Source organism: Microbacterium sp. str. 'China', assembly GCF_002993305.1.
GTDB classification, from domain to species: domain Bacteria; phylum Actinomycetota; class Actinomycetes; order Actinomycetales; family Microbacteriaceae; genus Microbacterium; species Microbacterium paraoxydans.
The window spans coordinates 1,617,290-1,642,281 of the sequence record NZ_CP027434.1 but is presented as its reverse complement, the minus strand read 5'-3'; the positions used below and the strand labels follow the sequence as shown (position 1 = coordinate 1,642,281).

The following is a 24,992-nucleotide window of genomic DNA, read 5'->3' as shown; positions in this document are numbered from 1 at the left end:
CGCACGGCGAGGCTGGGAACATGAACACTCCCGTGATCGAAGCCCACGCCCTCGTCAAGACCTACGGCGTCACCCACGCCCTCGCCGGTGTCGACCTCGCGGTGCACCGTGGCGAGTCCGTCGCCATCATGGGCGCGTCGGGCTCGGGGAAGACGACGCTCCTGCATGTGCTGGCGGGAATCACCGCACCGGACAGCGGCCGCGTGGTCTTCCAGCCCTCGACGGGCACGGCCATAGACGTGACCGCGCTGGGTGAGGCGGCGCGCTCCCGGCTGCGTCGCGAGCGCTTCGGGTTCGTCTTCCAGCAGGGACTGCTGATCCCCGAGCTGACCGCGGTGGAGAACGTCGCGCTCGCCTCCATGATCAACGGCGTCGCAAAGAAGGACGCGCTCCCCCACGCGGCGTCGTGGCTCGCGGCACTGGGCCTCGGCGGCATGGAGGAACGGCGCATCGGCGAGCTCTCCGGAGGACAGGCGCAGCGCGTGGCCATCGCGCGCGCCCAGGCGACGGGTGCGGACCTCGTCTTCGCGGACGAGCCGACCGGCGCTCTGGATTCGCACACCTCCGCCGAGGTCATGGACGCGCTCCTGTGGTCCACGACCGGGCAGGGCCGCACCCTCATCGTCGTCACGCACGACGCCGACGTCGCGGCGCGCTGCACGCGCACCGTCGCCGTCCGCGACGGCCGTATCCTCGGCTCGGCGGTGAACGCGTGAACCTCTCCGTTCTCGGCCTGCTCCTGCGTCCCGCTCCCGGACAGCGCAGCGTCCTCGCGCTCCCGATCGTCGCCTTCGCGGTGGTCACGACCCTCGTCCTCACCGTCGTCGGCGGGGCCCAGGCCTTCTGGACCTGGACCGACGACGAGGCTGTCCTCTACCAGGGCCTCGCCGCCATCGCTCTCGTCCTGCTTGTCGTGCCGCTGACCTCGCTCGGCGGCGCCGCCGCCCGGCTCTCGGCACGGCGCCGCGACGAGCGCCTCTCGACTCTTCGTCTGCTCGGCGTGACGCCCGGCGGGGTGACGACGGCAACCGTCGTCGAATCCGTCCTCGTCGCTGCGGCCGGAGCCGTCATCGGCATCGGCGGTCACCTGGCCCTGAGCCCGCTGATCGGTCTCATCCCGTTCCGGGGAGAACCGCTCGGCCTCTCGGCAGTCGTACTCCCCCCGGTGATGATCGCCGCCGTCGTGGCCGGCGTGCTCGTGCTCGCCGCCGGAAGCGCCGTCGTGGGGCTGCGTCGTGTCGTGATCTCGCCGCTCGGCGTCCGCACGCGCACGGCGCCGACGAACGTGCACTGGATCCGCGCCGTCATCGCGGTCACGGGGATCGCCATCGCGTTCGCGCTCATCAAGGTGTTCCCGATGATCGGCGGGGTCGTGGCGACGATCGCGGTACTCGCTGCGATGTTCGCCCTCGCGCTGAGCGTTCTCAATCTGCTCGGCCCGTGGGTGCTGAAGGTCTCGGCGGGGCGCCAGCTCCGGCGGGCGGAGCGTCCCGAGCGGCTGCTCGCCGCACGACTCGTGCTGGATTCCCCGAAGGCGGCCTGGCGTCAGGTCGGCGGCATCGCGATGGCGAGCTTCATGGCCGTCTTCGCGGGCACCGGCGTCGCGCTCCTCGACACGATCGGGGCGAGCGACGATCCGTCCAGCATCGCGCTCGCGGAGGACATCCGGACCGGCCTCATCATCACCCTCATCGGGTCGTTCCTCATGGTGGCTGCCTCCGTCGGCGTGAATCAGGCCTCGGACGTGCTCGACAAGAGCGACCTGCACGAGAGCCTGCATCACCTGGGCATGCCCGTCGAGACCGTGGACCGCGCGCGTCGCCGCGCGATCATGTCGCCGCTGCTGGTCACGGCGGTGGGATCAGCGCTGTGCGCTGCCGTGCTCGTGTTCCCGCTGGTGGGCATCGCGCTGATCGTCGCGCCCCTCTCGCTGATGACGATCGCGACGGTCGTCGCCGTCGGCATCGGCGTCGTGTGGGCGAGCACCTGGGCAACGCGTCCCCTGCTGGATCGCGCTTTCGCCCCGGCGTGAGACGGTGGCGGGCCGGGTGCGTCAGGCCCGCGACGCGCGCCCGGTCACGGTCAGCGCCTCCGCTGGCAGCGCGGGCAGAAGTGCGAGGAGCGGTTCATGAACGCGGCTCGGGTGATCGGCGTGCCGCAGCGCGGACAGGGCTTCCCGCCACGACCGTAGGCGTTCAGGGAGTGGGCGAAGTAACCGGCCTGCCCGTTGACGTTGACGTACTGGGCGTCGAAGCTCGTGCCGCCCTCGGCGAGAGCCTTCTGCAGGACCGACCGCACCTCGGCGAGGAGGCGGTTCACGGCCCGGGTCGGCAGAGCATCGGCCGCTGTCTCCGGATGGATGCGGGCCGCCCACAGCGACTCGTCGGCGTAGATGTTGCCGATGCCGCTCACGACAACCTGGTCCAGCAGCACCCGCTTGATCGCGCTGTGCCGCCGGGCGAGAGCGGCCCGGAATACCCGGTCGTCGAAGAACGGGTCGAGCGGGTCGCGTGCGATGTGCGCGACCTGTGTCGGGATGCGGGAGGGGCCGTCGGCGATGAGAGCGTCGACGGCGAGGGAGCCGAACGTCCGCTGATCCGCGAACACGATCGCGAGCTCGCCGTGTCGGGGATGCTCGATCCCGAGGCGGACACGCTCGTGGCGCTCGGTCGGCGCGTCCGGCGCGCGGAGCAGCATCTGGCCGCTCATGCCCAGATGCGCGATCAGAGCGGAGTCGCCATCGTCCACGGGGAGCCAGAGGAACTTGCCTCGCCGCGCGGCCGCGGTGAAGCGGCGACCCTCCAAACGCTGGACGAAGTCCGCGGCTCCGGCGGTGTGCCGGGTGAGCGCGCGTTCGTCGAAGACGCTGACGCCCGTGATGACCGCGTCCACGGCAGGCGGTGCGAGGCCGGAGCGGACGACCTCGACCTCGGGGAGCTCAGGCACGCTCGCTGAGCGTGCGCCAGGCGCTGAGGGCCGCGGCCATCTCCGCCGTCTTCTTGCTGCTGCCGGCGCCCGTCATCCGCACGTCGCCGACGGCGACGGTCGCCGTGAAGCGCCGGTCGTGGTCGGGACCGCTGGCCTCGACCGAGTACTGCGGAGGCGTGGCTCCGAGACGGGCCGCGAGCTCCTGCAGGCTCGTCTTCGGGTCCATCGCCGCGCCGTACCGCTCGGGGTCGGCGAGTAGCGGCTCGGTCAGCCGCAGGACGAGCGCCGTGGCAGCCTCGGGCCCGGCGGACAGGTAGGTGGCGCCGATGACGGCCTCCATGGTGTCCGCGAGGATCGAGTCCTTGTCTCGACCACCGGTCTGCTCCTCACCGCGTCCGAGCAGCAGGTGGCTGCCGAGATCGATGCCGCGAGCGACCTCCGCCAGCGCGACCGTCGACACGACGCTCGCCCGACGCTTCGCCAGCTCCCCCTCGTCGAGCTCGGGGTGCCGCGTGAACAGCATGACGGTCACGGCCTGACCCAGCACCGAGTCGCCGAGGAATTCGAGACGCTCGTTATGCGGGATGCCACCGTGCTCGTACGCATACGAGCGGTGGGTGAGGGCCAACTCCAGAAGCTCCGCGTCGATATCGACGCGGAGCTTATCTGGGAGAGGCCTCGTCCCCCCGGGGACCTCCGTCACGGTTCGCGACTCAGACGTCGGCGACCTTGCGGCCCTTGTACTCGAGGAAGAGTTCGGTGCCCTGCGAGTCGGTGACGACCTTCGCCTGGTGCGGACGGCTGTAGACGACCTTGCCGTTCTCGATGGTCTTGACGAGCGCGGGGGCCTCCGCCTTCCACTGCGCGCGGCGCGAGCGGGTGTTCGAACGGGAGACCTTGCGCTTCGGGGGGTTACCAGCCATGACTAGCTCTCTTCTTTCTCGGCGGCACCGCGTTCTGCCGTGCCGTCCTGGTCTGTGATCTGCTGGAGCGCGCTCCACCGAGGATCGATGGGAGCGGCCTGCTCCGTTCCGGTGCTCTCGGTCAGCCTCTCGCCTGTGACCGGGTCGAGCCCGAGGCAATCCGGCTGACACACCGGCTGAAAAGGAAGGGCCAAAACGGCCGCATCCCTGACGAGAGTTTCAAGATCCACGTGGTCGTCTTGAACCTCGAAGTCAGTTTCTTCCTCACCAGGATACGCGAAAAGCTCCTGGAACTCGACTTCGACGGGCCGAGCGATGTCGGTGAGGCATCGACCGCACACGCCGACGTACTCGCCCTCCGCCTCTCCGGTGACGAGGATGCCCTCGTGGACGGACTCCAGCCGCACGTCGAGATCGAGTTCCGAGCCCGCCTCGAAGGAGACGATGCCCTCCCCCCACTGCTCCGTCAGGGGCACCGAGAAGGAGTGCTCGCGCATCTCCCCCGGGCGCCGGACGATGTCACGGACGGGGAGGACGAAAGGGCTGTTGAGTCGGGAACGCACCCCGCCATGCTACCCGGGTCACCGGAGAGGAGGGCCGGGAGACCGCCGGGAACGGGAGGGTGATCGCCGATCAGATCCCGCGCGCGCCGGTGTCGAGGAAGGAGGCCACGGCCGGCGGGACGAACGGCGAGACATCGCCTCCGAGACCGGCGACCTGGCGCACCAGCGAGCTGGAGACCATCGCGTGCGCGGGGTCGGGCAACAGGAAGACGGTCTCGATGTCGGCCAGATGACGGTTGACGATCGCCATCGGCGATTCGTATGCCACGTCGACCTGCGAGCGGATGCCCTTCACGAGGACGCCGGCGTTCACGTCGCGCGCATAGTCGACGAGGAGTCCCATGCTCCAGGAGCCGATGACGATGTTGCCGGACATGCCGTCCTCGGCGATCGAACGTTCCAGGAGGGCGAGCCGCTGCGCGATCGGCAGCATCGCCTCCTTGCCCGGGTTGTGCACCACGAGCACATGCAGCTCGTCGTAGAGGGCGGCCGCGCGCCGGATCACGTCGAGGTGACCCAGGGTCGGCGGATCGAAGGAACCCGGGACGACGGCGATCCGGCTGCTCATGGAATCCAGCCTAGGGCACCCGGAACGGCGATCAGTTCTTCGCCAGCGCCGCGCGATCCTCGTCGGTGACGCGCCGTCCGATGGCCTCCCGGAGCCCGGGGTGCGCCGTCAGCTCGGGGTCGGCGGCGAGGATGTCCTCCGCGAGCTCGCGTGCCCGGGTGATGAGAGCGGCATCCTTGACGACGCGCAGCAGCTTGAGGGACGACCGCACCCCGGCCTGTGCCGCGCCGAGCACGTCGCCCTCGCCGCGCAGTTCGAGGTCGACCTCAGCCAGCGCGAACCCGTCGAGGGTGGCGGCGACCGCGTCGACGCGTTCGCGAGCCACCGATCCGGCCTCGGCCTCGGTGACGAGCAGGCACAGCCCCGGGACGCCGCCTCGCCCCACCCGACCGCGGAGCTGGTGCAGCTGGGAGACGCCGAAGCGGTCGGCGTCCAGCACGATCATCGTCGAGGCGTTGGGGACGTCCACGCCCACCTCGATCACGGTCGTCGCGAGGAGGAGGTCGATCTCCCCGCGGGCGAAGGCCTGCATGACGGCGTCCTTCTCCTCCGAGGGCATCTTCCCGTGGAGCACCGCCCGTCGCAGACCGCCGAGGGTCGGATGCGTGGCCAGCGCCTCGTCGAGCTGCACGACACCCCATCGAGGGCCTTTGCCGCCCTCGGGGGCGAGCAGCGCCTGCTCCCCCGCCTCGGCCGTCTTCGCCGCGGTGTCGATGGCCGCGCAGACGGCGAACACCTGCCGGCCCTGCGCGATCTCCTCCGCCGCCCGTTCCCACACCCGGTTGAACCAGCCCGGGTGCTCGGCCAACGGCGCGACGTACGACTCGATGCCGGCACGACCGGCGGGCATCGTGCGGATGACCGAGGTGTCGAGGTCGCCGAAGACCGTCATCGCGACCGTCCGCGGGATCGGGGTCGCGGTGAGGACGAGCGCGTGCGGGCTGGATCCCTTCGCCCGCAGCGCCTCCCGCTGCTCGACCCCGAAACGGTGCTGCTCGTCGACCACGACCAGACCGAGATCGGCGAACGTGGTCTTCTCCCCGAGGAGCGCGTGGGTGCCGACCACGATCAGCGCCTGGCCGGAGGCGACGCGCAGCGCGGCCTTGCGGCGATCGGCCGCCGGCATCTGCCCGGTGAGCAGCGTCGGCATCAGCAGCGGGGCGAGCTGCGGGCCGAGCATCTTCGTGATCGAACGCAGATGCTGCGCCGCGAGGACTTCCGTCGGGGCGATCAGGGCCGCCTGTCCGCCGCTCTCGGCGACCTGCAGCATCGCCCGCAGCGCGACCAGCGTCTTTCCCGAACCGACCTCGCCCTGCACGAGCCGGTTCATCGGCCAGGAGCCGACGAGGTCGTCTGCGATCTGAGCGCCGACCGTCTCCTGATCCGGCGTGAGCGTATAGGGCAGAGCGGCATCGAAGCGCTCCAGCAGCCCGCCGGGTGCCGCCGGCCGCGAGGTGGCGGCCAGGGCGCGAACCGCGTCGCGCTGCTGGAGCAGGGCCGTCTGGAGCGTGAGCGCCTCGTGCATGCGCAGCGTGCGGACGGCGGGATCGATGTCGTTGCGGGAACGCGGGCGGTGGATCGCCTCCAGGGCCTCTCGCGCCGTCAGCAGCTCCTCGCGGGTGCGGATCTCCGGGGTCAGCGGGTCGGGGACCGACGAGAGGTCGTCGAGGACGCGCCCGACGAGGCGGGCGATCTGCCACGTCTGGATCGCGGAGGTGGCCGGATAGATCGGGATCGGGACCGCCGCCCTCGCATCCGCCCGCCGGCGCGCCGCGTCCTCGTCGTCGAACAGCTCGTATTCCGGGTGGGCGAACTGGGTCATCCCGTTGAACTCGCCGACCTTCCCGGAGAAGACCCCGCGGCGCCCGACAGCCAGATCCTTGGAGCGCCACTCCGCCGCGCCGACGTTCTTCGCGAAGAAGGTCAGCGACATGCGACCGACGCCGTCGCCGATGACGACGTCGACCATGGCTCCCGGTCGATTGCGCATCCGGCGGAAGCTCGACGAGAGGACCTCGGCGACGATCGTGACGGTCTCCCCGATCGGGAGGTCGCGGATGGGAGTGAGCTCCCCCGGGTCGGCGTACCGACGCGGGTAGTGCGCGAGCAGGTCGCCGACGGTCTTCATGCCGAAGGCGCGGTCGAGCGTCTTGGCCGACGCCGCACCGAGTGCCTCCTCGAGCGAGGATTCGAGCGTGAGCGACATGCTCCGAGTTTAGGGAACCGCACGGACACGACCGTCCGCGGCCTGTCGTATCGTGAACGGGTGACGAGGATCATCGCCGGAACGGCACGCGGCACCCGGCTCGACGTCCCCGGCGCCGGGACCAGGCCGACGAGCGACCGCGTGCGCGAGTCACTGTTCGGCGCCCTGGAGTCGCTCGACGCGATCGCGGACGCCCGCGTGCTCGACCTCTACGCGGGCTCAGGGGCGCTCGGGCTCGAAGCCCTCAGCCGCGGCGCCCGGAGCGCCGACCTCGTCGAGCGGGGCCGGCAGGCCGCCGCCGTCGTGCGGCGCAACGCCGCGGCCGTCGCGAAGGCTTCCGGCACCGCGACCGCTCGGGTGCAGGAGGCGACGGTCCGGGCGTTCCTCGGCCGAGCGTCCGGGCCCTACGACCTCGTGTTCACGGATCCGCCGTACGACATCGACAATGAGGCGATGGACGGCGACCTCGCCGCCCTCGCTCCGCTGCTCAGCGACGATGCCGTGGTGGTCGTCGAACGCGCCCGGCGTTCGTCCACACCCGACTTCGCCGCGGCCGGACTCCGGGTTTTCCGGGAGAAGACCTACGGCGACACGACCCTCTGGTGGGCGGAGCCCGACCTCGAGGACGCCGCCTCCGCGACCGCTCAACCGGCGACGGAGTCCCAGTCCCGGTAGGGATCCCAGCCGCTGACGTCCACGGGACCGTCGTCGCAGAGCAGGTCCTCCTCGCCGCGCGGACGCACGACGCCGATCGCACGGAAACCCGGCGGCAGCACGCCGTCCGAGAACGTCGCGAGCAGGGCGTGGTCCTCCCCGCCTGCGAGCGCGCGCTGCGGGTTCGCGCCGAGCGCGGCGCCGTCCAGCGCGAGGGTGACGCCCGAGGCCTCGGCGAGGCGACGCGCGTCGAGGGCGAGCCCGTCCGAGACGTCCATCATCGCGGTCGCCCCGGCCGCCGCCGCGACCACGCCGAGACCGATGGGCGGCGACGGCCGCAGCTGCGCGGCGACCGCGGCGCCCTCCCCGGGTGCGAGAGCCGCGGGATCGACCGGGACCGGCGTCTCGCCGTCCCGGAAGCGTCCGAACAGCACGGCCAGCCCGTGTGCGGCGTGACCCAGCTCTCCCGCGACGGCGACGACGTCCCCCGGTCGCGCCCCCGCCCTGGTCACCGGTGGGCGGCCTTCCAGGTCGCCCAGAGCCGTCACAGCGACGGTGAGCACCTCGGACACCGTGAGATCGCCGCCGACCACCGCGCACCCGGGGGCGAGCGCCGCGCAGGCCTCGCGGAAGCCGTCGGCCAGGCGCTCCACGAAGGACAGCCGGAGGTCGCGCGGCACGGCCAGAGCCACGAGCAGCGCGGTCGGGCGTGCGCCCATCGCGGCGATGTCGGCGAGGTTGACCGCCGCCGCCTTCCAGCCGAGGTCGTACCCGCTCGTCCAGGCGAGCCGGAAGTCGGGCCCGTGCACGAGCGTGTCCGTCGTCGCGACGACCGATGCCGAGGGGGCGGCGATCACGGCCGCATCGTCGCCGGGACCGAGAAGCGTGTGCGCTCCCGGTGCGGTGCGCTGGAGGATGGCGCGGAGGATGCGACCCTCCGAGAGATCTCCCAGGCGCGGATCGTCGGAGTCGGGTCGGGAGGGCATGTCGTCAAAGGTAGCCTGGATACATGCTTCGTTCCCGCCGCCTCGCTGCCGTCGCGGGGGCGATCGCCCTCGCCGCCGGACTCGCCGGATGCTCCACGACCGTGCACCTCGAGCCGGCGGCCGACGCGAACGACCCGGCCTGCGCGAACGTCTCCGTGCTCCTGCCGAACACCGTCGGGGGGTACGAGCGCGTGTGGACCGACGCGCAGGCGACGGGCGCCTGGGGAGACCCCACGGTCGTCCTGCGCTGCGGCGTGGAGCCGCCCGCCCCGTCCGATCTCGTCTGCACCACCCTCGGCGGCGTCGACTGGCTCGTCCTGGAGCAGGAGGAGGAGCGCCAGCGCCTCGTCACCTACGGTCGGGAACCGGCCATCGAAGTGATCATCCGCCGCGGCGAGCAGGTCGACTTCCAGTCGATCGTCGACAGCCTGTCGTCGAACATCCAGTCCGGGCTCGCCCCGGCGACCGCGCAGTGCACCGACCGGGTGGAGTTCCCCGCGAGCTGAGCACGCGCGGGGAACCACGACGTCAGCGGCGCAGGCCCGCCTCGACGAGCTCGGTGATGAGGTCGCCGTAGCTCAGCCCCGATGCCACCCAGCACTTCGGGAACATCGAGATGGGCGTGAATCCGGGCATGGTGTTGAGCTCGTTCACGACGAGCTCGCCGGTCGGGGTGAGGAACATGTCCACTCGGGCGAGGCCGCGACCGTCGACCGCCTGGAAGGCCCGGACGCCGGCCTCCTGAACGGCGGCCACCTCCGCGTCGGTCAGCTCCGCCGGGCACACCACATCGACGCCGTCGCCGCCGAGGTACTTCCCCTCGAAGTCGTAGAAGCCGCGATCGGTCAGCACGATCTCGCCGGGGAGCGAGGCGCGGACGCCCTCGGCCGTCTCGAGGACGGCGACCTCGATCTCCCGGCCCGTGACACCGGCCTCGATGAGCACCTTGTCGTCCTCGGCGAACGCGATCGCGAGGGCGGCGTCGAGTTCCTGCGGCGCCGACACCTTCGAGACCCCGACGCTCGACCCGGCGCGGGCGGGCTTGACGAAGACGGGCAGGCCGAGGTCGGCGGCACGGGCGCGGAGGGCATCGGGATCGGCGTCCCACTCCCGACGGCGCACGGTCACACCCGGCGCCACCGCGATCCCGGCGGCCTGCAGGGCGATCTTCATGAAGTGCTTGTCCATGCACAGCGCCGAGTCGAGCACGCCGCCCCCGGCGTAGGGGACCTCGAGTGTGTCGAAGTAGCCCTGGATCGTGCCGTCCTCGCCGTGCGGTCCGTGCAGGATCGGCAGCACGACGTCGATCTCGCCGAGTCCCTCGGTCTCACCGCCCGGATGCACGACCCGCAGGGTGCGGTCACCCCCGGGTTCCGGCCAGAGCACCCGGGTGCCGTTGTCGACGACCTCCGGGAGATGCGCGGCGTCGAGCGGGAACTTCGCCGGGTCGTCGTCCTCGAGGACGAAGGCACCCTCGCGGGTGATCCCCACCGGGATCACGGCATACCGCTCACGATCGATCGCGCCCAGCACTCCCCCCGCCGTTGCGGAACTGATCGAATGCTCGCTGGAGCGCCCTCCGAAGAGCACCACCACCGTCTGCTTGTCCATGGTTGGTCCTCTCCCCCTGCGGGGTGTCGTCGTCCGTCGTGAGATGCGGGGCGATGTCCCGGGGATCCATCTTGCCGTCGAGCACCATCTTCACCTGCTCGACGATCGGCATGTGCACATCGGCTTCGCGGGCGAGCTGCAGCACCGGCGCGACCGAGGCGAGCCCCTCGGCTGTCTGCTGCATCTGCTTCACGACGTCCTGGAAGCTGTAGCCCTGCCCGAGCAGCCGCCCGGCGGTGTTGTTGCGGCTCAGCGGCGACTGGCAGGTCGCGATGAGGTCGCCGAGACCGGCCAGCCCCTGCAGGGTCTCCGGCTGGGCGCCGTTCGCGACCGCGAAGTCGGTCATCTCGACGAGGCCGCGGGTGATGATCGACGCCTTGGTGTTCTCGCCGTAGCCGACGCCGTCGACGATGCCGATGGCGACGGCGATGAGGTTCTTGAGCACTCCGCCGAACTCCGTGCCGATGACGTCCGTGTTCACGAACGTCCGGAAGTAGGAGTTGCGCGCGGCCCGAGCCACGACGTCCGCGGTCTCCTGGCTGCGCGACGAGATCACGGCCGCGGTCGGCTGCTCCCGCGCGATCTCCAGGGCGAGATTCGGTCCGGAGGCCACGGCGATCCGGTCGGGGTCGCACTGCAGCTCCTGCTGGATGACCTGGCTCATGCGCAGACCGGTGCCCCGCTCGACGCCCTTCATGAGGCTGACGATCTTGGCGTCGCCCGAGGCGATCAGCGGGCGCAGTGCCTTGAGGTTCTCCCGCAGCGACTGGCTCGGCACGGACAGGTACACCTGGTCGACGCCCTCGAGCGCGGTCGCCAGCTCGTGCGTGGCCGCCATCGTGCGGGGCAGGTTGATGCCCGGCAGGTAACGCGAGTTGCGCTTCGCCTCGTCGATCTCATGCGCGAGCTCGGCCCGACGCGCCCACATCGTCACGTGGGCGCCGCCGTCGGCGAGGATCTTGCCGAACGTGGTGCCCCAGCTGCCGGCGCCGATCACGGCGACGCGGGGTCCGGCCGGCACGGTTCTCTTAGGGGTCAAGGCGTCCGGTCTCCTTCTGTCCGTGGCTCGCCGGGTTCCAGCGCTCCGCGGGGGCCTTCTCGCCGCGCACCTGCTCCAGCAGCGCAGTGATCGCGTTCATGAGTCGGTTGGTGGCCTCCGTCAGCGCCGCCGGCTCACCCGCACGGCCGCGGAGATCGGAGACGTCGACGGGGTCGCCGACGATGACGGTGACGGGCTTCCGGAGCGGCCAGAGGCTCAGCCCCTTCTGGTAGCGCCCCATGATCGCCTGGGTCCCCCACTGAGCCATCGGGATCAGCGGGATGCCGTCGGCGAGGGCGAGCCGCACTGCCCCCGACTTGCCGCGCATCGGCCACATGTCGGGGTCACGGGTGAGCGTGCCCTCCGGGTACACGATCACGCCGCGGCCGTGCTCCACGAGAGCTGCCGACTGGGCCATCGTCTGCTTCGCGGACGACGCCGACGAGGTGCGCGCGACCGGGATCATCCCCGTCTTGCGCAGGAACCACCCGAGCACCGGCACGCGGAAGAGGCTCTCCTTGGCCATGAACCGCGGAGCGCGCCCGATCCGCCAGACCGCCAAGGCGACGATCAGCGGGTCGAACTCCGAGTAGTGGTTCGGGGCCAGGACGAACGCGCCCTCTCGCGGGAGCTTCTCCGCACCGATGATGCGGACCTTCGCGATCAGCGACACCAGCGGGACGACGATCGCCGCGAGCGGCCAGAACACGCTCGGCCGCGTCTTCTCCGGAGACCGGGAAGCCATGGGGCTCACCGGAGGACGTCGAAGTCGGCGCCGAGCGCGTCGAGCTTGGCGAGGAACTTCTCGTATCCGCGGCTCAGGATGTCGACGCCCGACACCTTCGACTCGCCCGTGGCCGTCAGGGCCGCGATCACATGGCTGTAGCCGCCGCGCAGGTCGGGCACCACGATGTCGGCGCCGTGCAGAGGGGTGGGACCGGTGATGACGGCTGCCTGCTCCAGATCGCGACGCGGCACGCGCCGGGGCCCGTCCTGCAGACCGCGCGGGTGCACGACGATGTCGGCGCCCATCTTGACCAGCGCCTCGGTGAAGCCCATCCGGTTCTCGTACACGGTCTCGTGCACGACCGAGCGGCCATGCGCCTGGGTGAGCGCGACGACGAGCGGCTGCTGCCAGTCGGTCATGAAGCCCGGGTGCACGTCGGTCTCGATCACGACCGGCTTGATGTCGCCGTCGCGACGGAAGAGGATGCCGTCCTCCTGGATGTCGAACCAGCCGCCTGCCTTGCGGAAGACGTTGAGGAAGGTGAGCATCTCCTGCTGCTTGGCACCGCCGACGAAGATCTCGCCGTCCGTGGCCAGAGCGGCCGACGCCCACGAGGCCGCCTCGTTGCGGTCGAAGATCGACCGGTGGTCGTAACCGCGGAGCTTCTCGACGCCCTCGATGAGGATGACGCGGTTCGGCTCGTAGGAGATGATCGCGCCCATCTTCTGCAGGACGGCGATCAGGTCCATGATCTCCGGCTCGATCGCCGCGTTGCGGAGTTCGGTGATGCCCTCGGCGCGCACCGCGGTGAGGAGCACCTGCTCCGTGGCGCCGACGCTCGGGTAGGGCAGATGGATGTTCGCGCCGTGCAGGCGGGTCCCTCCCGTCGAGAGGCGGATGCCGCTGGGCAGCTTCTCGACGATCGCGCCGAACTTGCGGAGAGCGTCCAGGTGGAAGTCGATCGGACGGTCGCCGATGCGGCAACCGCCGAGGTCGGGGATGAACGCCTGACCCAGGCGGTGCAGCAGCGGGCCACAGAACAGGATCGGGATCCGCGAGGCGCCCGCGTGGGCGTCGATCTCCTCGAAATGGGCCGACTCGACGTCGCTGGGGTCGAACACCAGCGAGCCGGGCTCGTCTCCCTCCGACACCCGGACGCCGTGCACCTCGAGCAGCGAGCGCACCACGGCGACGTCGCTGATGGCCGGCACGTCGCGCAGGACGCTCGTGGTCTCCCCGAGCAGGGACGCGACCATCGCCTTGGTGGCGAGGTTCTTCGCGCCCTTCACGTCGACGCGTCCGCGCAGCGGACGACCTCCACGGATGGCGAGGACGTCTCCGGTCAGCGCGGGGACGTCGTCGGAGAGAGCGTCGCGCACGGGTGTCGTCATTCGGGGCCTCACTTCGTTCATCGGGGGCGGGGTTACCCCTGGCTCCCCCGCCCCCTCCGTCTCACTGGACGGGGAGGGTCCGCGGCCGCCACGACTCGCGACGGGCCTCGAACTGCGCGATCTTATCTTCGTTGCGCAGCGTGAGCCCGATGTCATCGAGCCCTTCGAGGAGCCGCCATCTAGTGTAATCGTCGATCCCGATGTCGGCCTGGAAGCCGGCCTCCGCGCCCCCGGTGGGGTCGCCGATGGCGGCGGTGCGCGCCTCGAGGTCGACCGTCATCCGCGCGCCGGGAACAGCGTCCATGAAGGCCCAGAACCGCTCCAGGTCCGCTTCGGAGATGGTCGCCGCGAGGAGCCCCTGCTTGCCCGCGTTCCCGCGGAAGATGTCGGCGAACCGGGGGCTCAGCACGACCTTGAAGCCGAAGTCGCGAAGGGCCCAGACCGCGTGCTCACGGCTGGAGCCGGTGCCGAAATCAGGCCCGGCGACGAGCACGGACGCCCCCTGGTACGGCGCCTGGTTGAGCACGAAGGCAGGGTCCTGCCGCCAGCCGTGGAACAGCGCGTCCTCGAAGCCGGTCTTGGTGACGCGCTTGAGGAACACCGCGGGGATGATCTGGTCGGTGTCGACGTTCGACCGCTTCAGCGGCGCGGCGATGCCCGTGTGGGTGGTGAACTTCTTCATGGTCAGGCCTCCAGATCGCTCGGGCTGGACAGGGTGCCGCGGATGGCGGTCGCCGCCGCGACGAGCGGCGACACGAGGTGCGTACGGCCGCCCTTGCCCTGGCGCCCTTCGAAGTTGCGGTTCGAGGTGGAGGCGCAGCGCTCCCCCGGGGCGAGCTGATCGGGATTCATGCCCAGACACATCGAGCACCCTGCGAAGCGCCACTCCGCCCCGAAGTCCTTGATGACCTGATCCAGGCCCTCGGCCTCGGCCTCCAGTCGCACGCGGGCGGAGCCGGGGACGACCATCACCCGGACGCCGTCGGCCTTCTTCATGCCCTGGATGATGGAGGCGAAGGCCCGGAGGTCCTCGATGCGGCTGTTCGTGCACGAGCCCATGAACACCGCGTCGACCGGCACTTCCTTGAGCGGCGTGCCTGGCGTCAGGTCCATGTACTCCAGCGCACGCTCGGCAGCGGCCCGCTCGTTCGGGTCGGCGATCTCCGCCGGGTTCGGCACCGTGGCGGAGAGCGAGCTGCCCTGGCCGGGGTTCGTCCCCCAGGTCACGAACGGCTCCAGCTCGTCGGCGTCGATGAAGACCTCGGCGTCGAACGTGGCGCCCTCGTCGGTCGGCAGCGTGCGCCAGTAGGCGACGGCGTCGTCCCAGTCCTGACCCTTCGGCGCGTGCGGACGGCCCTCGAGGTAGGCGAACGTCGTCTCGTCCGGAGCCACCATGCCGGCGCGCGCACCTGCCTCGATGGACATGTTGCAGATCGTCATGCGGCCCTCCATGGAGAGCGCGCGGATCGCGCTGCCGCGGTACTCGAGCACATAGCCCTGACCGCCGCCCGTGCCGATCTTGGCGATCACGGCAAGGATGATGTCCTTCGCGGTGACGCCGGGGCGCAGCGTGCCCTCGACGTTGATGGCCATCGTCTTGAACGGCTTCAACGGCAGGGTCTGGGTCGCCATGACATGCTCAACCTCGCTGGTCCCGATGCCGAACGCCATCGCGCCGAACGCGCCGTGCGTGGATGTGTGCGAGTCGCCGCAGACCACGGTGATGCCGGGCATGGTCAGGCCGAGCTGCGGGCCGACGACGTGCACGATGCCCTGCTCCGCGTCCCCCAGCGAGTGCAGACGCACGCCGAACTCGGCGGCGTTGCGGCGCAGCGTCTCGATCTGCGTCCGGCTGGTCAGATCGGCGATGGGCTTGTCGATCTCCCACGTCGGCGTGTTGTGATCCTCCGTGGCGATGGTCAGGTCGAGCCGGCGGAGCGGGCGCCCCTCGCTGCGGAGGCCGTCGAAAGCCTGCGGGCTGGTGACCTCGTGCACGAGGTGCAGGTCGATGTAGATGAGGTCGGGCTGGCCGTCCTCACCCTTGACGACGAGGTGGTCGTCCCAAACCTTCTCGGCGAGCGTCCTGGGGCGTGCGGAATCCGCACCGGCGGTGGTGTTCATGGCGTGTCTCCTGTGGATGGCGGTTCGGCCCACGATGGACTCCGCGACGAGGAGGGGCTCAGATCGAGGTCTCGCCGCGGCCGCTAAGAAGGAGCACGGTCCGCATGACGTCAGGTTACCACCGCTCGGACACGCCGAGACACGCCGTGACACTCTGTTGCTCACCCGATCGACCGAGAGGCTCCGCATGACCGTCGAGACCGCCCGCTTCGCCACCCGCGCCGTCCACGCCGCGAGAGGCCGAGCCGCTGCCGCCTCCCGTGTGACGCCGATCTACCTGACGGCGGGCTTCGAGTTCGACGACTTCGATCACGCCGCCGACCACTTCGGCACGGGCACCGGATTCGGGTACACCCGCACCGGCAACCCCACGGTGCACGCGGTGGAGCGACAGCTCGCGAGTCTGGAGTCCGGTGCCGACGCCGTGCTCGTGGCCAGCGGACAGGCTGCAGTGACCACTGCTCTGCTCTCGGTCGTGGGGGCGGGCGACCACATCGTCTCCTCGACCCACATCTACGAGGGCACCCGCGGGCTGTTCCTGGACAACCTCGCCCGCCTCGGCATCGAGACGACGTTCGTGGACGACATCGCGGACCCGGATGCCTGGCGGGAGGCCGTACGCCCGACGACGAGGGCGCTGTTCGCGGAGTCGCTCGCCAACGCCCGCAACGACGTGCTCGACGTGGCGGCGGTGAGCGCCGTGGCCGACGAGATCGCCGTCCCCCTGATCGTCGACAACACCCTGGCCACGCCCGCCCTCCTCCGACCGCTGGAGCACGGCGCGGCCATCGTCGTGCACTCCGCGTCGAAGTTCCTCGCTGGCCAGGGTGCGGTGCTCGGCGGCGTGGTGATCGACGACGGCCGGTTCGATGCGGAGCGCGCCGGGCACAACGCCCCGCACCTCGTGCTGCCGGGGCGGGGCGGCGCACCCAGCGTCTTCGCCCGGCACGGCGGCCGCGCCCGCATCGGGTACGCCAGGGAGTCGGTGGCCCCGCGATTCGGCGCGTCCCCCTCGCCCCTCAACGCGTTCCTCATCGGCCAGGGCACCGAGACGCTCGGCCTGCGTGTGGAGCGCCAGTCGCAGAACGCCCTCGCCGTCGCACGCTGGCTCGCCGCGCACGACGCCGTGGAGAGCGTGGACTACGTCGGCCTGCCCTCGCATCCTCATCACGAGACTGCGCTGCGCTACCTCGACGGCGGATTCGGCTCCATCTTCACCTTCACGCTGCGCGCCGGTCTCCCCGCGGCCCGTCGCTTCGTGGAGGAGGTGTCCGTCTTCACCCACATGACGCACATCGGCGACGTGCGGTCGCTCGTGCTGCACCCCGGCACGACGAGCCACGCGCAGCGCACCGAGGAGGAGCGCCGGGTCCTCGGCGTCGGCCCCGGCACGCTGCGGCTGTCGATCGGCATCGAGGATGTCGACGACCTGATCGGCGACCTCGCGCGGGTGCTCGAGAGCGTCAGGGAGACGGTGGCATGAGCCGCCTGCAGCACTTCGGGTGGTTCCTCGCCCGGGGCTTCGGTCCCCAGGGCTGGGGATATCCGTCCCTGGACTGGGACTACGACTGGACGCGGCCGGAGGTCTACCAGGAGGCCGCCCGCACCCTGGAGCAGGCCGGTTTCGACCTCGTGATCATCGAGGACAGTCCCTCGCTCGGCTCGGCGGACACGATCGACCTGCGCGTGCGTCATGCGTTCGGCGGCCCGAAGCACGACCCCCTGCTGCTCGCACCGTACCTCTTCCAGGCGACCCGTCATCTCGGCGTGGTGCCCACCGTGAACCCCGCGGCCTCGTTGCCCTACACCTCGGCCCGTCAGTTCGCGACCCTGCAGCACCTGAGCGGGCACCGGCTCGGCCTCAACGTGGTCACCGACACCGGCAGCGCCCGGCACTTCTCGGCGGCCCCGCAACTCGGCCACGACGAGGCGTACGACCGTGCCGAGGAATGGCTCGCGGGCATCCGCGCGCTCTGGCGGAGCTGGGACGACGGCGCGCTGGTCGCCGATCCCGTCTCCGGCGTCTACGCGGACGGCACGCGCATGCGTCCGGTGCAGCACCGCGGCGCCCACTACGACTTCGACGGCCCTCTCAACGCCCTGCCCTTCACGGACGGCGAGCCGGCCATCGTCTCCCCCGGCGGCTCCGGACGCGGCCTGGCGTTCGCGGGGGCGAACTCCGACGTCCAGCTGGCGCTCGCTCCCCTGCACGAGAAGGCGGTTCGGGAGTATCGGCAGCGGGTGCACGACGCGGCTCTCGCCCGCGGGCGCCGGGCCGAGGACGTCAAGATCCTCTTCGCGATCCAGCCCGTGTTCACGGCGTCCGCCGAGGAGGCCGACCGGATCGTGGCCGCCTCCGCCCACCCGGACGACGCCGCGCTCGCGCAGATCGCCCGCAAGCAGTCGAGCGACCTGGAGACCGACCTCACGGCCCTCGATCTGGACCGCCCTCTCGACCCCTCGATCTTCGGAGCTCACGTCTCCCGTGGGAGCATCCAGCGGCTGATCGGGGATCGTGGGGAGGATGCACCGCTCCGCGCACACCTGACCGCGCTGGCCAGGACCGGGCGCCTTCGTGATCGCAGCGGCTTCGTGGGCACCGCGGAGGAATTCGCCGATCTCGTCGAGGAGCTCGGCGAGTGGGGCAACGACGGCGTGCTCCTCTGGGGCGACTTCCATCCCGTGACGCTGCACCGGACCCTCGACGAGCTGGTGCCGATCCTCCGCCGCCGCGGGCTCCTCCGCCGCGAGTACGCGGACGGCGGCCTGCAGGCCAACCTGCAGGCGTTCTGACCCGCGCCCCGCCGGATCAGTCCCGGATCGCAGCCGTGCGCTTCTCGGCGCGCTTCTCCCGGGACGAGGCGATCAGGCTCGCGATCGTCGCCACCGTCATCGAGACGAGGATCACGGCGAGCGACACCATGTTGTCGATGTCCGGCACCCATTCCACGTGCTCGCCGCCGTTGATGAACGGGAGCTCGTTGACGTGCAGCGCATGCAGGATCAGCTTGATGCCGATGAACCCGAGGATCACGGCGATGCCGTAGTGCAGGTAGCGGAGGCGGTCCAGGAGGTCGCCGAGGAGGAAGTAGAGCTGGCGCAGCCCCATGAGCGCGAAGATGTTGGCGGCGAAGACGAGGAAGCCGTTGGTCGTGATCTCGAAGATCGCCGGGATCGAGTCGATCGCGAAGATGAGGTCGGTGACGCCGATCGTGATGAACACGATGATCATCGGCGTCCACATCCGCTTCCCGTCGACGGTCGTGCGGATCTTCGAGCCGTCGTAGGTCTCGCTGATGTCGATCCGACGGCGGAGCAGCCGGACGATGAAGTTCTCGCGCTTGACGTCGTCCTCGTGCTCGCCTTCCGGCATCGCCTGCCGGATGGCGGTGTAGACGAGGAAGGCGCCGAACAGGTAGAAGATCGGCGAGAAGTTCTCGATGATCGTCACGCCGACGAGGATGAACAGTCCGCGCAGGATCAGCGCGATGATGATCCCGACCATGAGCACCTGCTGCTGCAGACGTCGCGGCACCGCGAACTGCGCCATGATCAGCACGAAGACGAACAGGTTGTCGACGGAGAGGCTGTACTCCAGCGCCCACCCGGTGATGAAGTCCCCGGCGTTCTGCCATCCGCCCACGTTCCCCAGCAGCACCGCGAAGAGCAGCGCGAGACCCACGTAGAACACGACCCACAGCGTCGACTCCTTGGTGGAGGGGATGTGCGGGCGCAGCCGGATGAGGAGCAGGTCGGCGATCAGGATGATCGTGAGGACGACCATCGACGTGATCTCGAACCAGACGGGGATGTCCACGGGCGCTGTGCACCTTTCGCGAGGGGTCGGGAATGAGTCGAAAGTCTCTCCCCCGCAGATGTGCGGCGCGCGCCCGGAGCAGCGATGTCGGTGCTCGTGATGACGTTACGCGCGGATTCGGGATACTCCCTCTCGCCCGGGCCATGCTACCCGAGGTGGAGGTCGCCGGGACGAGGAAGTCGACACACGATGCGCATCCGGATCCGTGCTGAGACGATGGGACATCCGCCGACACTCTCGAGGAGAGACCCCGAACGGAACCAGGATGCCCGCACAGACGAGTGACCAGCGCTGGGCCGCCCAGGCGGCGGCCGGCGATCAGAGCGCCTTCCGCGCCCTGTATCGCGCCCATGTGCGCCCCGTGTACTGGATCGCGCATGGCATCCTGGGCGCCGTTGCCGACGCGGAAGACGTGACGCAGGAGACCTTCGTGGTCGCCTGGCGCAAGCTTCCGGGTCTGCAGCTGCAGGGAGAGTCGATCCTCCCCTGGCTCGCGACGATCTGCCGCTTCCAGGCGGCGAACCGGCTGCGCCAGCGCCGCCGCGACCAGGCGCACACGACGGACGCGGCCGACGACCAGCTCCCCGACGTCGTCAGCGTCGAGGACCAGGTGATCACGGCGGCGCTCGCCGCTCGGATCGCCGCAGAGGTGGGCACCCTGAGCGCGCTCGACCAGGAGATCTTCCGGCTCTGCGCCTCCGAGGGCTACGCCTACCAGGCCGCCGCCGACGAGCTCGGCGTGACGCACGCCGTCGTCCGGAACCGTCTCTCGCGCGTGCGCACTCAGCTGCGCGGCGCCGTCAAGGAAGTGAGGGACGCATGAACGACCAGACCCCGCAGCAGAGCCTCCCGCCCGTGTCCGACGCGACCGTCGCGCGGATCGAGGAGGCCGTGTTCACCGAGATCCAGGGCGAGCGGCCGCCGGTTCCGCCGCGCGCAGAGCGCGCCAGGAGACGACGGCGCCGGTGGCTCACGGCCGGCGGGATCGCGGCGGCCTTCGTCGTCGGAGTCCTCGTGACGCCGCCGATCCTCGGTGCCGTGGGAGGGGGCGGCTCGTCCGTGTCCACAGCGGACGGCGTCGTGGACTGGTCGACCGACGAGGCGGGGTCGGCCGTGCCGGACCGCGCTGTCGAGGGGGCGACCCTGCCCGGTGCCATCGGATCGGACGCCGCGGCATCCGCCGAAGACGGCAGGGAGATCGTCGCCTCGGCCCAGGCCTCGGTGCAGGTGAAGGACATCGCCGATGCCGCCGCCGCCATCGGCGACCTCGCTGTCGAGCACGGCGGCTACGTCGAGAGCACCGAGGTCGGCAAGGCGCTCGCGACGGATGCCCCCGCCGAGCGGGTCCCCATGGACTCCGGGTACGGCTGGATCACGGTCCGCGTCCCCGCCGACGACTTGACCACGGTGATCGCCGCCCTCGGCGACACCGGGGAGGTGCTCTCGTCCTCCGTCACGAAACAGGACGTGACAGCCACCGCGATCGACCTCCGCGCCCGCGTGGAGTCGACCCGCGCCTCGGTGCAGCGGCTCACGGAGCTCATGAGCCAGTCGGGCACGGTCGCCGATCTCATCGAGGCCGAGGTCGCGCTCACCGATCGCCAGGCGCAGCTCGAGTCGTACGAACAGCAGCTCGCCGCGCTGGAGGATCAGGTGGCCCTGTCGTCCCTCACCGTGGATTTGTCGAGGGCGGACGCACCGGCCGCGGCGGACCCCGCGGGCTTCGGCGACGGGCTCCGGGCCGGATGGAACGGCCTGGTGGTCTCGCTGAACGCTCTGGTGATCGCGTTCGGCTTCCTCCTCCCCTGGCTCGCGGTGACCGCTGTCGTCGTGCTGGTCGTCTGGCTCGTCCGCCGCGGCCGACGGCGCCGGAAGGCCGCGTCCGCTGCGCCCCACGCGGAGGAATAGCCCGCCGTTCCGGGGTATACAAGAAGTCTTGTGCGTCTCCGCACCGGTGCATAGCCTTCGGAGCGTGGAAGACATCTCTGTGATCACCGCCGTGCACCATCCGCTGCGTCGCCGCATCTACGACTACCTCCTGCTGTACGGCACCTCGCAGGTGACGGCGATCGCCCGTGCGCTCGAGAGTCAGGTCGGCAGCATCAGCCATCACCTCCGGATGCTCGAGCGTGCCGGCATCGTCGAGCGCGCCGCAGACCCGACCGGCGATCGGCGCACGAGCTGGTGGACGGTCGCACGGCGGGGCCTGACCTGGTCGGTCGAGGACTTCGCCGACTCCCCCGCCGATGCCCTGCTCGCCCGGGAAGCACAACGGCAGGGCATCCGCATGCAGATCGACCGTCTGCAGCGCTGGCACCGCCGCCGAGGCGAGCCCGCCGTGGCTGACTACGACGCCTCCAACACGGAGACCACCGCGTGGGCGACCCCGGAGGAACTGCGCGACCTCTCCGCGCGCGTGCTGGGCGTGGTGCGGGACTGGCAGGCCTCGATCGACGAAGACGACGGCCGGGCGCGCACGCCGGTGTTCTTCTTCGCCCACGCGTTCCCCACGGAGCCGTGATGACCGCGCTCACCCCGCCCGTCGAGCTCTCCAGTCCCCCTCCGTTCCGGCGTGACCGGATGGTGCACGCGTGGATCGGCGTGAAGGCCCTGTCCGACGCCGGCGACGCCGTGTGGACGATCGCGTTGGCGTGGACAGCCGTGCAGATCGCCTCCCCCGCCGTCGCCGGACTCATCGTCGCCGCCGGCACGGTGCCGCGCGCGATGGTGCTGCTCTTCGGCGGGGTCATCGCAGACCGCGCCGATGCCCGCCGGGTGATGATGGTCTGCAACACGGTCCGCGTGGGGGTGCTCGTCGCCGCTGCCGTGTGGACGGTCTCGCATGCGCCCACCGTGCCCGTCCTGCTCGCCGCCGCCGTGGCGTTCGGAGTGTGCGACGCGTTCTACGAACCCTCGGCCGGCACCATCGGGCGACAGCTGGTACGCACCGACGACCTCCCCTCCTACGCGGCTGTCATGCAGACGGCGTCTCGCCTCGGCACGATGGGAGGCGCCGCTCTCGGCGGCCTGCTCGTCGCCCAGGCAGGTCTCGCGGGGAGCGCATCGGCGAACGCGGTGACCTTCGCTCTGGTCGTCGGGTTCCTGGCGATCGCCCTCCGTCCGCGGTTCCGGCTCGCCCGGGCCCCGCGCACGTCATCCCTGCGGGCGATCGGCGCGGCGTTCGCCCACCTCGGAGCGAACCCCACGACGCGCACGCTCGTCATCGCCCTCTCCGGACTCAATCTCGCCGTGGGACCCGCCGTCGGCATCGGCCTGGCTCTGCGGGCGCACGACGAGGGTTGGGGGGCTCCCGCGGTCGGCCTCTTCGAGGGCCTGCTCGGCCTCGGCGCCGCCGTGGGGGCTGCCACGGTCGCGAGATGGCGGCCGCGCCACGAGGCGCGGAGCGGGTTCGGCGCTCTCCTCGTCCAGGGAGCGGGCATCGTCGCGCTCGGGTTCGGCCCCGCCTGGACGGTGGCCGTCGCCGCCACCGTCGTCGGCGCCACCGCCGGCTACGCCTCCGTGCTGCTGAGCGCGACCTTCGCCGCGACGGTGGACACCGCGTTCCTCGGTCGCATGGGCTCCCTCACCCGGCTCGGCGACGACTGCCTGATGCCGCTCGCGATGGCGGGCTTCGGCGCGCTGGCCTCCCTCACCACCGTCTGGGTGCCGTTCGTCGTGGCCGGTGGCGCGATGATGGCGCTCATGCTCGTGCCGCTCCAGGCCCGGGCGTTCCGGACCCTGTCGCTGCGCGCGGACGGCTGACGCGCACGGTCGGGAACGACGAAATCCCCCCGGAGAACCGGAGGGCTTTCGTCGTGTTGTGTGACCCCAGCGGGATTCGAACCCGTGTTGATGCGGTCGTCGAGGTGCTCATGCGCGCCCTCACATGTGGATCGAGATTCGCTCCGTTCTCTCCGAACGTCGTCTATGCGCTAAGGGCAGTGACCTCGAGCAGCCAGCGTCGCTCATCGTGACCTCATGCTCCGTGCCGCCAATGAGCCGAGCATCTGACCCACATTTCCGCGACGCCGTCGCCATTGATACGTCGGTTCCTCAAGAACATCGCGATGCTCGTCGCTCGACGTGACTCCACGGTCGCGGTCCAGTTGTGGTCGCGGACGACGACAACCGGCGCCGCTCCAGGGCGGTCGATCCGCAGGGATTCGAGTTCGATCAGACGGAGGTAACCAGCTCGCCATCGGTGATGGCACAGCACCCGAACGCAAGCATCTGGGTCGAGTCGCTGTCAGGTCGCATGACGAACCATCCGGCGACACCACCCTGCACGCAGTACCAGGCGAACACGGCCTTCTGGTCGAGAGCGGTTTCCTCGGCGGCATGCAGCCAAGGGATCATCTCGCTCTTCGCAGGGTAGAAGACGTGGTCAGGCAGGTCTCGATCTACTCCAGAAAACCAATCGCGGGCACATCACGGTCGGCGCTATGAGTGGCGGTGCACGGAGTTCAGCCGCCGCCGCGCATGTGTTGAGTGACGCTCGCGCATAGAGGGCATACCGACAACACCGCCGGAGGAGCAACCGCTCCAAACTTCTCATCCGAAAGGGACATCATGTTCTCGTTCTTCCAGTCCATCCACAAGTCTCACGCCCTCCTGGTGATGGTGCTTTCAGCCAACACTCTGACATTCGGCGCAGCCCTGGTCTACGGCACCGACCCTCTTGACGTACTTGGCTCGATTCTCGACTGGCTCTCCTTGACCGAGGTTGGAACCCCGATCCGAGCGCTCCAACTCGACGCGCTCCCTCACCTCGCATTCGTCCCGTTGGGCGTGGCTGTAGTCATCACCTTTGCGTGGTGCGTCGATGTCGTGAGAGAGGGAGAGGTGCGCCCGAACATGATGCCGTCGCGCCGGGCGGCGCTCCTGGTGCTCGCGCTCGTCGTCCTGAGCCCCGATACCATGGCACTCGCGTGGCTGGGCACGGCAGCGTGCGCGATTCCCACCGTTATCACCCTCACCGCCAGATACGGGGTGCAGGCGGCTCTCAAAGTGCTCCTGTTGCGAGTGGCCGACATGGTCATGTCAGCGTTCGCGGTCGTACTCTACCCGGTCGTGTGGCTTGCCGAGCGGCGGTAGCCAGCTGTTCCGCGCCGTCTGGGTGCCGTTCGTCGTGGCCGGTGGCGCGATGATGGCGCTCATGCTCGTGCCGCTCCAGGCCCGGGCGTTCCGGACCCTGTCGCTGCGCGCGGACGACTGACGCGCACGCTCGGAACGACGAAAGCCCCCCGGAGAACCGGAGGGCTTTCGTCGTGTTGTGTGACCCCAGCGGGATTCGAACCCGCGTTACCGCCGTGAGAGGGCGGCGTACTAGGCCGCTATACGATGGGGCCGTCTTGCGGAGCTTTTCCGTTCCGCGACAACCGTTCAAGTATGCCACGGCGAATCTCATGGCGCCAAATCGAGGCCGCTCCAACCAGGATCCCGGGCGTGGCGCGCCGAT

General features: G+C 70.4%; 27 protein-coding genes and 1 tRNA gene. 12 read left to right on the top strand and 16 right to left on the bottom strand.

The genetic code is table 11. The annotated features are described in order from the left end of the window. Positions 1 to 20 precede the first annotated feature (20 nt). Together C6C15_RS07845 and C6C15_RS07840 are read left to right on the top strand one after the other, a co-directional pair. A complete protein-coding gene (locus tag C6C15_RS07845) occupies positions 21 to 716 on the top strand; it encodes an ABC transporter ATP-binding protein (RefSeq protein WP_025103323.1) in 696 nt (231 codons plus the stop codon). Further along, a complete protein-coding gene (locus tag C6C15_RS07840) occupies positions 713 to 2,032 on the top strand; it encodes an FtsX-like permease family protein (protein WP_105949760.1) in 1,320 nt (439 codons plus the stop codon). The genes C6C15_RS07845 and C6C15_RS07840 overlap by 4 nt, the downstream gene beginning before the upstream one ends. Before the next feature lie 50 nt (positions 2,033 to 2,082). Here the strand turns inward: C6C15_RS07840 and mutM are convergent, their stop codons facing one another. From mutM to C6C15_RS07810, 6 genes are all read right to left on the bottom strand, one after another. Further along, on the bottom strand, positions 2,083 to 2,946 hold the full coding sequence (gene mutM, locus C6C15_RS07835) for a bifunctional DNA-formamidopyrimidine glycosylase/DNA-(apurinic or apyrimidinic site) lyase (protein ID WP_105949759.1): 864 nt from the start codon (positions 2,944 to 2,946) through the stop codon (positions 2,083 to 2,085). Continuing rightward, the gene (gene rnc / locus C6C15_RS07830) at positions 2,939 to 3,631 is read right to left on the bottom strand and encodes a ribonuclease III (RefSeq protein ID WP_060923098.1); all 693 of its coding nucleotides are present in this window, start codon (positions 3,629 to 3,631) and stop codon (positions 2,939 to 2,941) included. The genes mutM and rnc overlap by 8 nt, the downstream gene beginning before the upstream one ends. A gap of 10 nt (positions 3,632 to 3,641) precedes the next feature. After that, positions 3,642 to 3,851, bottom strand: a complete 210-nt coding sequence (gene rpmF, locus C6C15_RS07825) for a 50S ribosomal protein L32 (RefSeq protein ID WP_013586329.1) — start codon at positions 3,849 to 3,851, stop codon at positions 3,642 to 3,644. 2 nt (positions 3,852 to 3,853) lie between these two features. Further along, positions 3,854 to 4,348, bottom strand: a complete 495-nt coding sequence (locus C6C15_RS07820) for a YceD family protein (protein WP_025103319.1) — start codon at positions 4,346 to 4,348, stop codon at positions 3,854 to 3,856. Between the two features lie 136 nt (positions 4,349 to 4,484). Then, entirely contained in the window at positions 4,485 to 4,982 is a 498-nt protein-coding gene (coaD, locus tag C6C15_RS07815) for a pantetheine-phosphate adenylyltransferase (RefSeq protein WP_060923097.1), read from the bottom strand. A 31-nt stretch (positions 4,983 to 5,013) separates the two neighbouring features. Further along, positions 5,014 to 7,188, bottom strand: coding sequence for an ATP-dependent DNA helicase RecG (locus C6C15_RS07810; protein ID WP_060923096.1), 2,175 nt, complete (start codon positions 7,186 to 7,188; stop codon positions 5,014 to 5,016). 60 nt (positions 7,189 to 7,248) lie between these two features. Between C6C15_RS07810 and rsmD the strand changes: the two genes are divergently transcribed. Further along, entirely contained in the window at positions 7,249 to 7,863 is a 615-nt protein-coding gene (gene rsmD / locus C6C15_RS07805) for a 16S rRNA (guanine(966)-N(2))-methyltransferase RsmD (protein ID WP_105949758.1), read from the top strand. Here rsmD and thiL read toward each other — a convergent pair. Beyond that, positions 7,833 to 8,828 (bottom strand): thiamine-phosphate kinase, encoded by a 996-nt coding sequence (gene thiL, locus C6C15_RS07800; RefSeq protein ID WP_105949757.1) that lies wholly within the window; start codon positions 8,826 to 8,828, stop codon positions 7,833 to 7,835. The two genes, rsmD and thiL, sit on opposite strands and share 31 nt — an antisense overlap. Before the next feature lie 23 nt (positions 8,829 to 8,851). Between thiL and C6C15_RS07795 the strand changes: the two genes are divergently transcribed. Then, the gene (locus C6C15_RS07795) at positions 8,852 to 9,334 is read left to right on the top strand and encodes a DUF3515 family protein (protein ID WP_105949756.1); all 483 of its coding nucleotides are present in this window, start codon (positions 8,852 to 8,854) and stop codon (positions 9,332 to 9,334) included. A 22-nt stretch (positions 9,335 to 9,356) separates the two neighbouring features. Here C6C15_RS07795 and C6C15_RS07790 read toward each other — a convergent pair whose 3' ends face one another. The 6 genes from C6C15_RS07790 to leuC form a co-directional block, all read right to left on the bottom strand. Then, positions 9,357 to 10,439 carry a D-alanine--D-alanine ligase family protein gene (locus tag C6C15_RS07790; protein WP_060922900.1) on the bottom strand — a complete coding sequence of 361 codons (1,083 nt, stop codon included), beginning with the start codon at positions 10,437 to 10,439 and terminating at the stop codon, positions 9,357 to 9,359. After that, positions 10,339 to 11,478 carry an NAD(P)H-dependent glycerol-3-phosphate dehydrogenase gene (locus C6C15_RS07785; RefSeq protein WP_105949755.1) on the bottom strand — a complete coding sequence of 380 codons (1,140 nt, stop codon included), beginning with the start codon at positions 11,476 to 11,478 and terminating at the stop codon, positions 10,339 to 10,341. Before C6C15_RS07785 ends, C6C15_RS07790 begins: the two co-directional genes overlap by 101 nt. After that, a complete protein-coding gene (locus C6C15_RS07780; RefSeq protein WP_029989231.1) occupies positions 11,468 to 12,223 on the bottom strand; it encodes a lysophospholipid acyltransferase family protein in 756 nt (251 codons plus the stop codon). Before C6C15_RS07780 ends, C6C15_RS07785 begins: the two co-directional genes overlap by 11 nt. Positions 12,224 to 12,228: 5 nt before the next feature. Further along, positions 12,229 to 13,596 (bottom strand): UDP-N-acetylglucosamine 1-carboxyvinyltransferase, encoded by a 1,368-nt coding sequence (gene murA, locus C6C15_RS07775; protein ID WP_060922898.1) that lies wholly within the window; start codon positions 13,594 to 13,596, stop codon positions 12,229 to 12,231. Between the two features lie 61 nt (positions 13,597 to 13,657). After that, positions 13,658 to 14,278, bottom strand: a complete 621-nt coding sequence (gene leuD / locus C6C15_RS07770) for a 3-isopropylmalate dehydratase small subunit (RefSeq protein ID WP_105949754.1) — start codon at positions 14,276 to 14,278, stop codon at positions 13,658 to 13,660. A 2-nt stretch (positions 14,279 to 14,280) separates the two neighbouring features. Beyond that, positions 14,281 to 15,717 carry a 3-isopropylmalate dehydratase large subunit gene (gene leuC / locus C6C15_RS07765; protein WP_105949753.1) on the bottom strand — a complete coding sequence of 479 codons (1,437 nt, stop codon included), beginning with the start codon at positions 15,715 to 15,717 and terminating at the stop codon, positions 14,281 to 14,283. A gap of 187 nt (positions 15,718 to 15,904) precedes the next feature. On the opposite strand from leuC, the gene C6C15_RS07760 reads away from it, so the two are divergent. Together C6C15_RS07760 and C6C15_RS07755 are read left to right on the top strand one after the other, a co-directional pair. Beyond that, positions 15,905 to 17,200: an O-acetylhomoserine aminocarboxypropyltransferase/cysteine synthase family protein gene (locus C6C15_RS07760; protein WP_105949752.1), complete on the top strand. Its 1,296-nt coding sequence runs from the start codon at positions 15,905 to 15,907 to the stop codon at positions 17,198 to 17,200. Continuing rightward, positions 17,197 to 18,510, top strand: coding sequence for an LLM class flavin-dependent oxidoreductase (locus tag C6C15_RS07755; RefSeq protein ID WP_105949751.1), 1,314 nt, complete (start codon positions 17,197 to 17,199; stop codon positions 18,508 to 18,510). The genes C6C15_RS07760 and C6C15_RS07755 overlap by 4 nt, the downstream gene beginning before the upstream one ends. Positions 18,511 to 18,526: 16 nt before the next feature. On the opposite strand, the gene C6C15_RS07750 is transcribed toward C6C15_RS07755, so the two are convergent. After that, the gene (locus tag C6C15_RS07750) at positions 18,527 to 19,534 is read right to left on the bottom strand and encodes a TerC/Alx family metal homeostasis membrane protein (protein WP_105949750.1); all 1,008 of its coding nucleotides are present in this window, start codon (positions 19,532 to 19,534) and stop codon (positions 18,527 to 18,529) included. A 265-nt stretch (positions 19,535 to 19,799) separates the two neighbouring features. On the opposite strand from C6C15_RS07750, the gene C6C15_RS07745 reads away from it, so the two are divergent. From C6C15_RS07745 to C6C15_RS07730, 4 genes are all read left to right on the top strand, one after another. Further along, positions 19,800 to 20,357, top strand: coding sequence for an RNA polymerase sigma factor (locus tag C6C15_RS07745; RefSeq protein WP_105949749.1), 558 nt, complete (start codon positions 19,800 to 19,802; stop codon positions 20,355 to 20,357). Further along, positions 20,354 to 21,442, top strand: a complete 1,089-nt coding sequence (locus tag C6C15_RS07740; RefSeq protein WP_105949748.1) for a DUF4349 domain-containing protein — start codon at positions 20,354 to 20,356, stop codon at positions 21,440 to 21,442. The genes C6C15_RS07745 and C6C15_RS07740 overlap by 4 nt, the downstream gene beginning before the upstream one ends. A gap of 64 nt (positions 21,443 to 21,506) precedes the next feature. Further along, a complete protein-coding gene (locus tag C6C15_RS07735) occupies positions 21,507 to 22,055 on the top strand; it encodes a helix-turn-helix domain-containing protein (protein ID WP_060922890.1) in 549 nt (182 codons plus the stop codon). Beyond that, on the top strand, positions 22,055 to 23,296 hold the full coding sequence (locus C6C15_RS07730; RefSeq protein WP_105949747.1) for an MFS transporter: 1,242 nt from the start codon (positions 22,055 to 22,057) through the stop codon (positions 23,294 to 23,296). The genes C6C15_RS07735 and C6C15_RS07730 overlap by 1 nt, the downstream gene beginning before the upstream one ends. Positions 23,297 to 23,707: 411 nt before the next feature. Here the strand turns inward: C6C15_RS07730 and C6C15_RS07725 are convergent, their stop codons facing one another. After that, positions 23,708 to 23,890 carry a hypothetical protein gene (locus C6C15_RS07725; protein ID WP_060923671.1) on the bottom strand — a complete coding sequence of 61 codons (183 nt, stop codon included), beginning with the start codon at positions 23,888 to 23,890 and terminating at the stop codon, positions 23,708 to 23,710. 213 nt (positions 23,891 to 24,103) lie between these two features. On the opposite strand from C6C15_RS07725, the gene C6C15_RS07720 reads away from it, so the two are divergent. Both C6C15_RS07720 and C6C15_RS17065 read left to right on the top strand, forming a co-directional pair. Next, positions 24,104 to 24,628 carry a hypothetical protein gene (locus tag C6C15_RS07720; RefSeq protein ID WP_105949746.1) on the top strand — a complete coding sequence of 175 codons (525 nt, stop codon included), beginning with the start codon at positions 24,104 to 24,106 and terminating at the stop codon, positions 24,626 to 24,628. Further along, positions 24,612 to 24,749 carry a hypothetical protein gene (locus C6C15_RS17065; RefSeq protein ID WP_158698531.1) on the top strand — a complete coding sequence of 46 codons (138 nt, stop codon included), beginning with the start codon at positions 24,612 to 24,614 and terminating at the stop codon, positions 24,747 to 24,749. Before C6C15_RS07720 ends, C6C15_RS17065 begins: the two co-directional genes overlap by 17 nt. Positions 24,750 to 24,809: 60 nt before the next feature. On the opposite strand, the gene C6C15_RS07715 is transcribed toward C6C15_RS17065, so the two are convergent. Continuing rightward, positions 24,810 to 24,882, bottom strand: a tRNA-Glu gene (locus C6C15_RS07715). Positions 24,883 to 24,992 lie beyond the last annotated feature (110 nt).

Bases quoted from the DNA above. Each gene is read 5' to 3' on its own strand.
- C6C15_RS07780 (WP_029989231.1), bottom strand. From the start codon at position 12,223: ATGGCTTCCCGGTCTCCGGAGAAGACGCGGCCGAGCGTGTTCTGGCCG.
- C6C15_RS07755 (WP_105949751.1), top strand. From the start codon at position 17,197: ATGAGCCGCCTGCAGCACTTCGGGTGGTTCCTCGCCCGGGGCTTCGGT.
- C6C15_RS07745 (WP_105949749.1), top strand. From the start codon at position 19,800: ATGCCCGCACAGACGAGTGACCAGCGCTGGGCCGCCCAGGCGGCGGCC.
- C6C15_RS07790 (WP_060922900.1), bottom strand. From the start codon at position 10,439: ATGGACAAGCAGACGGTGGTGGTGCTCTTCGGAGGGCGCTCCAGCGAG.
- coaD (WP_060923097.1), bottom strand. From the start codon at position 4,982: ATGAGCAGCCGGATCGCCGTCGTCCCGGGTTCCTTCGATCCGCCGACC.
- thiL (WP_105949757.1), bottom strand. From the start codon at position 8,828: ATGCCCTCCCGACCCGACTCCGACGATCCGCGCCTGGGAGATCTCTCG.
- rpmF (WP_013586329.1), bottom strand. From the start codon at position 3,851: ATGGCTGGTAACCCCCCGAAGCGCAAGGTCTCCCGTTCGAACACCCGC.
- C6C15_RS07810 (WP_060923096.1), bottom strand. From the start codon at position 7,188: ATGTCGCTCACGCTCGAATCCTCGCTCGAGGAGGCACTCGGTGCGGCG.
- leuC (WP_105949753.1), bottom strand. From the start codon at position 15,717: ATGAACACCACCGCCGGTGCGGATTCCGCACGCCCCAGGACGCTCGCC.
- C6C15_RS07740 (WP_105949748.1), top strand. From the start codon at position 20,354: ATGAACGACCAGACCCCGCAGCAGAGCCTCCCGCCCGTGTCCGACGCG.
- C6C15_RS07730 (WP_105949747.1), top strand. From the start codon at position 22,055: ATGACCGCGCTCACCCCGCCCGTCGAGCTCTCCAGTCCCCCTCCGTTC.
- C6C15_RS07820 (WP_025103319.1), bottom strand. From the start codon at position 4,348: ATGCGCGAGCACTCCTTCTCGGTGCCCCTGACGGAGCAGTGGGGGGAG.
- C6C15_RS07795 (WP_105949756.1), top strand. From the start codon at position 8,852: ATGCTTCGTTCCCGCCGCCTCGCTGCCGTCGCGGGGGCGATCGCCCTC.
- C6C15_RS07725 (WP_060923671.1), bottom strand. From the start codon at position 23,890: ATGATCCCTTGGCTGCATGCCGCCGAGGAAACCGCTCTCGACCAGAAG.
- C6C15_RS07720 (WP_105949746.1), top strand. From the start codon at position 24,104: ATGTTCTCGTTCTTCCAGTCCATCCACAAGTCTCACGCCCTCCTGGTG.
- murA (WP_060922898.1), bottom strand. From the start codon at position 13,596: ATGACGACACCCGTGCGCGACGCTCTCTCCGACGACGTCCCCGCGCTG.
- C6C15_RS07760 (WP_105949752.1), top strand. From the start codon at position 15,905: ATGACCGTCGAGACCGCCCGCTTCGCCACCCGCGCCGTCCACGCCGCG.
- leuD (WP_105949754.1), bottom strand. From the start codon at position 14,278: ATGAAGAAGTTCACCACCCACACGGGCATCGCCGCGCCGCTGAAGCGG.
- C6C15_RS07845 (WP_025103323.1), top strand. From the start codon at position 21: ATGAACACTCCCGTGATCGAAGCCCACGCCCTCGTCAAGACCTACGGC.